Source organism: Holospora elegans E1 (genome assembly GCF_000648275.1).
GTDB lineage: Bacteria > Pseudomonadota > Alphaproteobacteria > Holosporales > Holosporaceae > Holospora > Holospora undulata_A.
In genome coordinates this window covers 1-10,904 of sequence record NZ_BAUP01000055.1, presented here as the reverse complement: position 1 = coordinate 10,904, position 10,904 = coordinate 1, and the positions used below count along the sequence as shown (strand labels likewise).

Below are 10,904 nucleotides of genomic sequence, written 5' to 3'. Positions count from 1 at the left end.
TTTCCAAACTTATGACCATTGTCGCTGTTGCTATTTTATACGCTTCTATAACGGGCCTTACACAAAAATGTGCTTACAAAAAAACAGTCAGAGCGCCTTTGTATTCATCTTTGTATTCATACTTCACAAGGAGGCTCAGGTGGATCAAAGATAAACTCTTATTCTTTGATTTCAGCGATCTTTTAAACTACCTGAAAAAAAGTGAGGGGGAGTATGATCGAATAGTTTAAACGATTTAAACTCATCGCCGCAAAAATAGGAAAAAAGGATTTTGCCTTAGGATTTGATCTTATTTCTTCTATTTATACTATGGAGCTAACTAAATGATAGTTTCCGAAGATGTCTATTTATGCAATAGGTCTATTGAAGAAGACCGTAGAGATTTTTGCACGTATTACGCCGGGCTGGGCAATTTTAGCGAAAAGACAAGGGATAGAGAGAACACTTGCTTGGCTAAATCATTTTAGGCGATTAACCAAGGAGTATGAAATAGGCGTTCAATCGGAAAAACACAGCGTTATGATCCCCCATTCAATGCTACTGATTCGTCGGTTGGCTTAACTGTGAAGACAGGTTCTACAAAATTCTCCTTTAAAAAATAACTTTATAACTTTTGTTTTTTGACACTACATCTTCGTGTAAGGCAGTGGCGCTAAAAAATCCAAAAACACTAAAGCTCTTTTTTTTTAAAAAAACACACAAAATCTGTCATGAAAATATAATAAAGAAATTTCTTCACTTCCCTTTATTTAAAAAAAATTTTTTCCCTGCCACACAAACAAATACTTTTCTTCTTTGTATTCTTGTCCGAAAAAATATAACATATACTATTCTAACTTAATTCTAAAAAACTTAATGTTTTTGACTAAACTGCGATGCATTATTTCTCATGCTTTCGAAACATTCTGCACGCCTGAACAAATTCGGAAAATAAGTTTTGATTTTGATGAAAATATTCTGGATGCCACTGAACTCCTAAACAAAACGGATGCTGAGTGTGTTCGATCCCCTCTATCACTCCGTCCGGCGACAGTGCGTTTATTCGCACCTCATGCCCCAAACGGTCTACACTTTGACAATGTGAAGAATTAACATCCAAATCTGAACATTTCAAGTATTGAGATAAATAAGTATCTGGAAGGATTTGAACCGAATGCACATTGTTTTTTGAAACGTTATGATTAGACACATTAGGAATTCTAGACAGATCTTGTATTAACGATCCCCCCAAAACTACGTTAATTAATTGCATTCCTCCGCAAATACCTAAGATAGGCATCTTTCGTTGAAGCGCTTCTTGACAATAAGCCCATTCAACTTGAGTTCTTTTGGAGTTTATAGGAAGATTACACTGCATACGCTGGTTGAAAAATTCCGGATCAATGGTAAATTTTCCACCAGCAATCATCACCCCGTGAGCAAACTGCATGTAAAACCCCACGTTTTTTATACTATAAGGAACAATCACAGGGGCACCCCCCTGCTTTTCTAATGCTGTGAGATAATTTTTCCTTAAAAAATATTTCGAATTATCATCATCTTCTTGAGCGTCTGGAATAACGACAATTAAAGGAACACAAATCACGAAGACGATCCATCAGATTCTGATATGTTTTCAAGAAACTTGGAAAAATCACTTCCGCACTGCTTATACCGAGTCTTCATGTCTCGTTTCTTTGCAGCCCTCATGTCTGTCCCTTCCACCACAAAATTCTCAATTTTCCCCCCTTTGGACAACCATTTGACAGAAATTTTAGCACCATTTGAAGCAAACACGTCTGTTACTACAGTGCAACTAATCCCTTCTCTTCCAGGGTAACATCTACTTTTATTAACATCTACTTTAAAATGATCCTCTAAATTCCCCTTAGGTGTGTAATATTTTTTAAGAATGTTATGATATGCCCTACAGACAGAACGAGTAAATTGTTTTTCGTACAAATTTTGCTGTTCTTGGGTAAGAGTTTTGTATTTCACAGGACAGCATCGCTGAGCCATTTTATTCATATCAAAAGTCTGTTGAATAAGATCTTGAACATCAGAAAAAGAAGCCTGCTTTGAAAGGAGCTGAACCAATTGGGTTCCAAATTCTCGAACACAGCTCACCGCTTCTTCTCGAGCTTTTTCCGTATCTAAAGAACACTGCTGATCATTATCAGCGTTCACCCAAGGAACGTGAACGAAACACGAACAAAAAACAAAAAAAATGTTAAATCGATACATAGAATAAAACACTACAAAATTTGAATACATTCTACACTAAATAAATCATCAACACAATATTTAAAAAAAATTAACATATACGAAAAAAAATAGTAAAAAAATTTTCCCTTTTTTAAATAGTAAAAAAAATCTGAATACTCGAAATAAAAGTAGTTTTTTATTATTTATATTTTTTATAAAAATAAAGTATAAAATTTTAACCTTTTTTTATTGTGCCTTCTATTGACAAAATGCTAAATAGAACGTTATGTTCATATTCACAATTAATCTGTCAATATAAGGTATGCGATTTTTATCTTTTAGAGAATTATCCCGAGAAGAGAGCACGTTGCTGAATAGATTGCGACAGGACAATATTTTAACTTCAGATCAAGAAAAAATTGTTTTGCTAGAACATCAACATTCTGGAGCAGACATTAAAAAGTTAATTTTGGATTGGGGAATTCTAAGCGAAGCAAAACTATTAGAATGGATTGCTTTGATTCATCGTTTACCTTATTTTAGTCTCAAGGATCCAAATATTCAGTTCGCATGGGACGCAGTCCCCTTAGAGTTACTGCACCAAGCATCAATTGTTCCAATTCGTGTAAAAGAAACGCTGTACGTGTTGATGCCCAAGGCTCAAGATCTTTCCTTACAAGATTTGGTTCGATGTTGCGTTAAAGTACCGTTTCAATGGGCCTTGGGGACAGTTTCTGAGATTCAAAATGCACTAAAACAATTTCAGAAAAAAGTTGATTTACATGATCTTTTTTCAGACCAACACCACTTTGACGATCAGGTCATAAGTCAATTTTTATACCACACTTTGCACAATGCTGTACACGAAGGGGTGTCGGATATTCATTTTGAACCAGAAAAATTTTCTGTTCGTGTGCGATACCGTTATGACGGTTTGCTTCACACTATTTGCTGTTTTCACTTGAGTTTTTGGAGCGCGACCTGTGTACAAATAAAAGTTTTATCTGGAATGGATATCGCAGAAGCACGCAATCCCCAAGACGGACGCTTTTCTTTTTCTTTAAGCAGCGGTTCTATCGACGTCAGAAGCGCAACGCACCCCACATATTACGGAGAGAATGTCGTACTGCGAATCCTAAATCGCAATCAAGAACTACGTTCTTTAAAAGAATTAGGTTACAACACCCCCACTTTGAAAAACATTACTCAATTACTTCACAAACCAGAAGGATTACTTGTGATTACCGGTCCAACGGGGTGCGGAAAAACTAGCACACTTTATGCCATGGTCCAAGAAATGGATGCAGAAGCATTAAACATTATGACGTTAGAAGAACCCATTGAGTACAAAATTGCAGGAATTCGACAAACAGAAGTAAAAGAAGAAGGGCCTATAACTTTTGCCAAAGGAGTAAGATCTATTTTACGCCAAGATCCCGATGTGATTTTGATTGGAGAGATCCGTAACGCAGAAACCGCAGCCATGGCCATAAGGGCTGCTATGACTGGTCACCATGTTTTAACCACGATTCATGCAACTCACGTTTTGGGAGTTTTTTACCGTATGCTAGAGTTTAACATTCCACTGACTATAGCTTCAGGATTAATTCATGGTGTAGTTTCCCAAAGATTGATTCGTTTATTGTGTCAACACTGCCGCCTTGAAAACTCTACCTCCATGCAAGAGGAAACTTTTCATGGAACAAACGCTGAGCTCTATCACCCCGCAGGATGTCAATGGTGCAAAGGAACGGGATATCTAGGACGTAAAGCAATAGCGGAAATTTTAGTTATGGATGAAGCTATAGAGTCTATGATTTTAGAACAACGCTCTTATTCTGAAATCAAACGCGCTTTGTACGCAAAGGGGTTTGAAGATTTAGCCATGCAGGGTAAAAAAATGGTAGAAAAGGGAGAAACAAGTTGGAGTGAGCTTAAACGAGTTTTAGGAATTTAAAGCAGAGTATGAAAAAGAAAAATAAAAAAATATATTATTACAAAGCGGTTAATAAATCTGGAATGCGTTGTAATGGGTGCGGCGTATACAGTTCTTATAATGCGTTATGTGCCGCACTAAACGGACAAAACCTAACCATTTTGCGTGCTTACCCAAGACCTCTTTGGATAAATCGCCTATATTTTCATCATGACGCTATTATCCACATATTAACAGGATTAGAATGGTCTTTAAGCACTGGTCAATCTTTGTCTATGGCATTAAAAAGTCTTGAAATAAAAGGAAAAGGAAGCCTTGAAATGATTTTGCAGGATGTTGTAATGCAAATTGCGCAAGGAAAACTTTTTTCTCAAGCTTGGAGTAAATATTCAGGACTCATCTCTCCTGTAGTTATTGCTTTTTTTCGTCAAGGAGAAAGTGCCGGTAATTTACAGTACGGTATTCAACAAGGAAGGGTGTATTTAGAAAGACGTCGCTCACTTCATCGCCAAATGAGTCAGGTTCTACGGCTTCCTTTTCTGAATTTGTGTGCCTGTATAGGTGCGGGCTATGTTTTGTATTGTGAAGTTGCTCAGTTCTTAATTCCTATTTTAATAGAAAAGCACTTTGAACTTTCTATATGGACCAAAGCGTTAATTTTTTTAGTAAATTTTTCCTGGAAAAGCTTTTTTCTAGGAATAGGGAGTGTAAGCGTACTTTTAAGTGGAGCTTATTTTTTATATCTTCCGTATTCAAAACGCAAAATACAAATTTTTTTGTTTCGTACACTTCCCTTTTACGCAGATGCCCAATATGCTCATGGTTTTGAAATTCTTTCCAGCCTTTTAAAGGCAAAAGTTTCTCTACTTTCTGCTCTTTCCATTACGCAAGAAGCTGTAACCTCTTTTTATTTTAAAGAAACTCTGCTTCATCTTAAAATTTTTATCCAAGAAGGAGGAAAATTTTCTGATGGGTGCACCGGATGGTTCTGTTTTTCCAAGCATTATATTCATCTTTTACGTTATGGACAAGACAACGGGCATCTTCAAGAAGCGCTACAACAAATCAGCGGATTATTAGCATTTCGTCTTGAATTTCGCATTCAAGGATGGATGCGCAGATTGCCTCTGTGGTGTCTTGTTATCGTGGCATGCTTGTTGTTATTTTTTGTAGAAAGTATATTTGTCCCTTTGTATGAAGTTCTGGAAAATATTTCTCATGGATAAAATAGTTTGTGTTATAGAGCCGCATCGCGCTATAGTTTACGACATTTGTTTGGGGAAAAGTGTTTTTCAAGAAGAACACTCTTTGGAAGAGCTCCCTTTCTTTTTGCAAACATTACGCGCCTGGAATCGGATATTACACGTCTTGGATTTAAGTTCTACAATGAGTTTTAAGTGGGAAAGATCGCCAGACGGACTAACATGGTGGGAACGTATGCAATGGTTTAGAGAAAAGATCAAACAATTTTCTCAAGACGGGCACCACAACTTATGGTCTATAAATCGCCGCCAACATTGGCTGTGGTATTTGAAAATTACAAAGCCTATTCTTCCCCAATGGATAGAACAAAAATTACAAGCTCAATGTGTTTCTCTTTTCTATCACAGCTATCCTCTAGAGCTTATTCGTAACGTTAAAATTCATTTTGATGCGTCTTACGAAAAATTTCAATGTTTTATTTTACAACGATTAGATAGTCCAAGTGTTTTTGCAGTATATTACGAAAACGTTCTTGTGTTTTTAAGACTTTTGTTTCCTATGCCACAAGAATCTTTAACGCAATTGATTCAAGAAACGGTTCGTCACGTAGAAGAAAGTTTTCATACGCATAATTTTGAATTTGTATATTTAGGCGATCAAGAGGCTGGTTTTTTAGATATTCATACCAGCATTTCAAAGGGGCAACATTATTACGGAGATAACTTAGAAAAATGGATGAAACAACATTCCATTTTTTCAGTGATGCGCTGTGAAAGTTTATTAGATCGTTTTGTTTTGGCTCAAGCTCCTTCTTATCAATCGTTAAAAGGGCAAGGAAAACGTTTTGTTTTAAACACGTTAGAGCCTAAGCTCCGTCGATTTTCCTGGATTCAAATTTTTCCTTTGGTAATTAGTTTATACATTTTCGTTTTTCAATGGCGATGGAAGGCAGAATTACAAAATTCTTACAATGACGTCTTGTGCCAATGGAAAAAATTACCTTGGAACGATAAACAATTTTTAGAAATAGAAAAAAAATTGCATGACCACCAAAAACAATATCTTCAAACCGTAACTTTTTTGCAACAAATGGAACAGGTGATACCAGAAAAATCTTTTCTTGAGACAATAGAATGGACAAAAACCAAAGGACTATACGGATTTAACTTTTCAAATTTCGATAAAATGTCACAAAAAAACTTATTGATGGCAGCCTGGAGACAACACATGCCTTCAAAATCCATAATCCAATGGAAAGAAAACCTTTCATCCTCTTTAAATGAAATGGAAGAATTGGATTATTGTGAAGGAGGATCTCCCTTTTCTGTGGATCCTTAAAAGATGATGGAAGAGATGATCCGATGTATAAAGCTTCGGTTGGGATTGTTACTCTGGAGCTTAGGGCTGCTTTTTCAAGCAGGGCTTTTGTGTTGGGAATACAGAACGTTTTTAAGCATTCAAACTCTAAAAACAAAACTGTTTAAAACAAAAGGAATACTAAATCGTGCATCATTGTGGAAAATTCAAGCACCACTTCAATTGAATAAATTGATTGATTTTTCTCAAGAATTAAAAAAATACGCTGCACACTTTGACGAAATCGAAATAACATACAAAAACTTTTGCGAGCTAGAATCGTACATTGAACTGACGATAAGATTTAAGGTAAAGCACGATGATATATTTTGGAATTTTTTTAAAACTTTGTATACTTACCATAAAGGAAGGATTGAATCTATCTATCTTTCGTTATCCAGAGAAAAGGAAGAGCTTCTTGATCAAGATACGTCCCTGCCCTCTTTTCCTAAAAATGAAGCGTCAAATTTGCGTATAAACGGTCTTTATACGGCGCGCTACTACTGTTTTACCCCAGAAGGCTAAGGGTGTGATGTGGATGTTAGGCCTATCATTATTTTTTACTCATCCTTACACTTTTGAAAAAAAGCACCCATCTTCTTCAGAGCAAGTCAAGCCTTCGATGACTGTTTTTGTTCTTCAAGGAATTTTTTTACGTCCAGACACACAAGAATGGATAGTTTGGATTAATGATCATCGATTAGATCATCTTTCCCAAAGGTCATTGCACGGCTGGTACGTTTTGAAGGTAGACGCTCACTATGTTGTATTAGAAAATAGTCGCAAACAACGTATAACATTGCAACTAAAACAATCAGTAACTGTCCCTGAGGGCTAGTAGCATACATTTGATTCAATAGATGATAAATACTGCTAGTCGCGCTTTGCTTCTTTAAGTTTTTCTAAGCTTGCGTTTTGTACATATTTCTGTAATGCTTTAAAAAAATGACCAAAAGTGTGTATGGACACAGAATACATTTGGCTGGGAATTGTTGGAATTTCCGGTGTTATTGCTTTATTGTACAGTGCAATCGTCACAAAAAAGATTCTTTCGCTCTCTGGAGGAACTTTGGAAATGCAGCGAATTGCACAAGCTATCCAGGAAGGAGCTCAAGCTTACCTGAAGCGTCAATTTTTGACTATATCGTTTGTTGGCGTTGTGATTGCCGGGCTTTTGTATCAAAGCTTGGGATGCCATGTGGGGATTGGGTTTACCTTGGGTGCAATCTTTTCTGGTATCAGTGGTTATGCAGGCATGAGCGTGTCTGTTCGCGCTAATGTCCGAACAACTCAAGCTGCTCGCTCTGGGTTAGCGCAAGGACTAGCAGTGGCTTTTCAAGCCGGTGCGATTACGGGATTCTTAGTAGTAGGACTGGCGCTTTTGGGAGTTGTAGGTATTTTTACTTTCCTTTCTTTTTTGGAAGTTACAGAGCGATTTCTTTTGGAAACTCTTGTTGCTTTCGGGTTTGGAGCCTCTTTGATTTCTATGTTTTCAAGACTCGCAGGAGGCATTTTCACAAAAGGGGCTGATGTCGGTGCAGATCTTGTAGGAAAAATTGAGCAAGGAATTCCCGAAGATGACCCTAGAAATCCTGCAGTAATTGCAGACAACGTAGGAGACAATGTGGGAGACTGCGCCGGAATGAGTGCAGATTTGTTTGAAACCTACGTAGTGACATTGGTTGCAGCACTTCAAATTGCGTTTTTAACTGCGCAAAACAATCGGGAATTGATGGTATATCCTTTAGTGGTTAGTGGTGTTTGCGTAATTTCTTGTGTACTTAGCACTTATGCGGTACGTCTTGGAAAGAAAGAAAATATCATGAATGCATTGTATAAAGGTCTGGGAACGGCAGTTGTGTTATCTATGGCAGGATTGACTGGTATAACATGGGCATTTTTTGGATTTGATCGCGTGCTGTACGATTCTGTCACAGGGGTGTCTCTTGTGTTAAGTGGAGCAGTAGGAATGATCGCCACAGGACTATTGGTTTGGATCACAGAATTTTATACTTCAACTTCTCATCGTCCTGTTCGAGAAATTGCCAATGCTTCTGTAACAGGCGCTGCAACAAACATTATTTGCGGCCTTGCAGTTTCTATGGAAGCATGTTTTTTGCCGGCTATCGTGGTATGTGCAGGAATATTGTCTGCTTACTCTTTTGCTGGACTATTTGGAATTGCACTGGCAGGGTCTAGTATGTTGGCGCTTTCTGGAATTATAATCGCTATTGATGCTTATGGTCCTGTAACAGATAATGCAGGAGGAATTGCAGAAATGGCAGGGCTTCCTTCATCAGTAAGAACGGTAACAGATTCCTTAGATGCAGTAGGAAACACGACAAAAGCAGTGACAAAAGGATATGCTATTGGCTCTGCTGCATTGGCTTCTTTGATTCTATTTTCTGCATACACCCAAGAGCTAAAACATTTTTTTCCCAGCCTGGACATCAATTTTAGTTTAAGTGATCCATTTTTGATAACGGGATTATTTTTGGGGGGAGCAATCCCTTACCTGTTTTCTTCTATGAGCATGAAAGCAGTGGGAAGAGCCGGAGCAGCCATCGTAGTAGAAGTAAGAAGACAATTTGCAGAAATCAAAGGAATTATGGACGGTTCTCAAGCACCGGAATATGGAAAAGCTGTGGATATATTGACAAAATTTTCTTTAAAAGCAATGATTATTCCTTCGTTACTTCCAGTAGTTTTTCCTCTTGGAGTTTACGGAGTCATTTCTTCTGGTTTTGGACAAGCCCAAGCTTTTAGTGCTCTTGGGGGGGTATTAATGGGGACAATGATTACAGGATTGTTTTTGGCTCTTTCTATGACTTCTGGAGGGGGAGCGTGGGATAATGCAAAAAAGTATATAGAAGCTGGAAACTTTGGGGGAAAGGGATCTTCTGCTTATCAAGCTTCCGTAGTGGGCGATACAGTAGGGGACCCGTACAAAGACACAACCGGTCCGGCTATGAATCCTTTTATAAAAATTGTTAATTTAGTAGCTCTGATGCTGTTGGCCTTTTTATAATTTTTATAATATTTTTTGTGTACCAAGCTTTTTAAACTGTTCTAAAATTTGAACTTAAAAAGGCACCTGAGTTTTTTCAGGTGCTTTTTCTATTTTAGACTCTTTTAATCGAAAGCTCCTTCTTCTAATTCTTCTTCCAATTCTTCTTCCGATTTTGATTTTGATCCCTTTTTACCCTTTTTATCCTTTTTAAATTTAAAGAAATTTTCTTTATTTCTTTTACGATTAAATTTTCCAACATTCTCTCTCAATTTTTCTTTTGCCTCTGCTAACATTTTATTGAATATCGCTATTTTTCTATTTATAAGTTCTAGTTCTGAATTTATAGAAGATTTATCTTTCGATGCTTTGTTTGTCGCTTCTTCTTGATTTTTTATCTCTGACTCTAATAGTTCAAGCTGTTCCATTAACGTATTTCGACCTGCAGATGTTTTAAGATCATTTTCTTTAATTGTCTGCAAACCGTTTTGTGATTCAGTGCGCAGTAATGAAATAGATTCTTGTAACACTCTAATTTTATAAAACACCTCTTTTAATGATTGATGTTTTTCTAGGATAGGATCCTCAGAAAACGACAAAATATGATTTAGCGTTTGCATTAAAGATTCCTCATTAAACTCTTCAATGAATTGCTTTGCTTTCACTATTATTTTCAACAAACTACTAAATGTTCTTGATTCAGCTGGATTAATTTTTTGGAAAGACGAAAAAATTGCTTGATTTTTACTGTCAAGATCTTTTTTTTGCTCTGAATAAATCTGAATTTGTTTTTCGAGATTCTGGATAGTTGTGTTAGTAATATTATTAACGTTTATTCCTAAACGCTTTCCGAATTGGAACAATAGACTCGTTTTATCGCTTGATTCTTCTACTATTTTTCGAACGAGACTTTGTAGTTCTTTTGGGGTGTAGAAATCTAATAAAGAATCATGCACTTTAATATCTTTTTCAATTTCTAGAGGTAGCTTTTCTCCCCCTTTAATTTCTGCTATTTGGTTTGTCAAATTAGTATTTTCTAAAACTAATTGGTCCATTTTTTTTTCTCTTCCTCTAGCAATTTTATTAATCTATCTTTTTTCTCTTTCTCCTCTCTTTCTGCTTTTTCTCTTTCTAATTTTTTTTGTTCGTCTAATTTTTTTTGTTCGTCTAATTTTTTTGTTCGTCTAATTTTTTTTGTTCGTCTAATTTTTTTGTTTG

10 protein-coding genes are annotated in these 10,904 nt (G+C 36.5%); 7 read left to right on the top strand and 3 right to left on the bottom strand.

The genetic code is table 11. The features are described from left to right. Positions 1 to 230: hypothetical protein (locus tag HE1_RS08720; protein WP_162531181.1), on the top strand; the 230-nt coding region annotated here is incomplete at its 5' end. A 650-nt stretch (positions 231 to 880) separates the two neighbouring features. On the opposite strand, the gene HE1_RS01725 is transcribed toward HE1_RS08720, so the two are convergent. Both HE1_RS01725 and HE1_RS01720 read right to left on the bottom strand, forming a co-directional pair. Then, positions 881 to 1,585 carry a gamma-glutamyl-gamma-aminobutyrate hydrolase family protein gene (locus HE1_RS01725; protein ID WP_006299059.1) on the bottom strand — a complete coding sequence of 235 codons (705 nt, stop codon included), beginning with the start codon at positions 1,583 to 1,585 and terminating at the stop codon, positions 881 to 883. Continuing rightward, a complete protein-coding gene (locus tag HE1_RS01720) occupies positions 1,582 to 2,223 on the bottom strand; it encodes an ABC transporter substrate-binding protein (protein WP_023491557.1) in 642 nt (213 codons plus the stop codon). The genes HE1_RS01725 and HE1_RS01720 overlap by 4 nt, the downstream gene beginning before the upstream one ends. A 328-nt stretch (positions 2,224 to 2,551) precedes the next feature. Between HE1_RS01720 and HE1_RS01715 the strand changes: the two genes are divergently transcribed. The 6 genes from HE1_RS01715 (at position 2,552) to HE1_RS01690 (ending at position 9,707) form a co-directional block, all read left to right on the top strand. Continuing rightward, on the top strand, positions 2,552 to 4,141 hold the full coding sequence (locus HE1_RS01715) for a GspE/PulE family protein (RefSeq protein WP_200863593.1): 1,590 nt from the start codon (positions 2,552 to 2,554) through the stop codon (positions 4,139 to 4,141). An 8-nt stretch (positions 4,142 to 4,149) separates the two neighbouring features. After that, positions 4,150 to 5,346, top strand: coding sequence for a type II secretion system F family protein (locus tag HE1_RS01710; protein ID WP_006299053.1), 1,197 nt, complete (start codon positions 4,150 to 4,152; stop codon positions 5,344 to 5,346). After that, complete coding sequence (locus tag HE1_RS01705) at positions 5,339 to 6,661, top strand: hypothetical protein (protein WP_035544056.1); 1,323 nt, start codon at positions 5,339 to 5,341, stop codon at positions 6,659 to 6,661. Before HE1_RS01710 ends, HE1_RS01705 begins: the two co-directional genes overlap by 8 nt. A 3-nt stretch (positions 6,662 to 6,664) precedes the next feature. Then, positions 6,665 to 7,204 (top strand): hypothetical protein, encoded by a 540-nt coding sequence (locus HE1_RS01700; RefSeq protein WP_023491560.1) that lies wholly within the window; start codon positions 6,665 to 6,667, stop codon positions 7,202 to 7,204. Between the two features lie 7 nt (positions 7,205 to 7,211). After that, entirely contained in the window at positions 7,212 to 7,517 is a 306-nt protein-coding gene (locus tag HE1_RS01695) for a hypothetical protein (protein WP_006299047.1), read from the top strand. Positions 7,518 to 7,640: 123 nt separating this feature from the next. Further along, on the top strand, positions 7,641 to 9,707 hold the full coding sequence (locus HE1_RS01690) for a sodium-translocating pyrophosphatase (protein WP_006299045.1): 2,067 nt from the start codon (positions 7,641 to 7,643) through the stop codon (positions 9,705 to 9,707). Positions 9,708 to 9,811: 104 nt separating this feature from the next. On the opposite strand, the gene HE1_RS01685 is transcribed toward HE1_RS01690, so the two are convergent. After that, a complete protein-coding gene (locus tag HE1_RS01685) occupies positions 9,812 to 10,741 on the bottom strand; it encodes a hypothetical protein (protein ID WP_035544050.1) in 930 nt (309 codons plus the stop codon). Positions 10,742 to 10,904 lie beyond the last annotated feature (163 nt).

Bases quoted from the DNA above. Each gene is read 5' to 3' on its own strand.
- HE1_RS01720 (WP_023491557.1), bottom strand. From the start codon at position 2,223: ATGTATCGATTTAACATTTTTTTTGTTTTTTGTTCGTGTTTCGTTCAC.
- HE1_RS01710 (WP_006299053.1), top strand. From the start codon at position 4,150: ATGAAAAAGAAAAATAAAAAAATATATTATTACAAAGCGGTTAATAAA.
- HE1_RS01705 (WP_035544056.1), top strand. From the start codon at position 5,339: ATGGATAAAATAGTTTGTGTTATAGAGCCGCATCGCGCTATAGTTTAC.
- HE1_RS01700 (WP_023491560.1), top strand. From the start codon at position 6,665: ATGATGGAAGAGATGATCCGATGTATAAAGCTTCGGTTGGGATTGTTA.
- HE1_RS01695 (WP_006299047.1), top strand. From the start codon at position 7,212: ATGTGGATGTTAGGCCTATCATTATTTTTTACTCATCCTTACACTTTT.
- HE1_RS01690 (WP_006299045.1), top strand. From the start codon at position 7,641: ATGGACACAGAATACATTTGGCTGGGAATTGTTGGAATTTCCGGTGTT.
- HE1_RS01685 (WP_035544050.1), bottom strand. From the start codon at position 10,741: ATGGACCAATTAGTTTTAGAAAATACTAATTTGACAAACCAAATAGCA.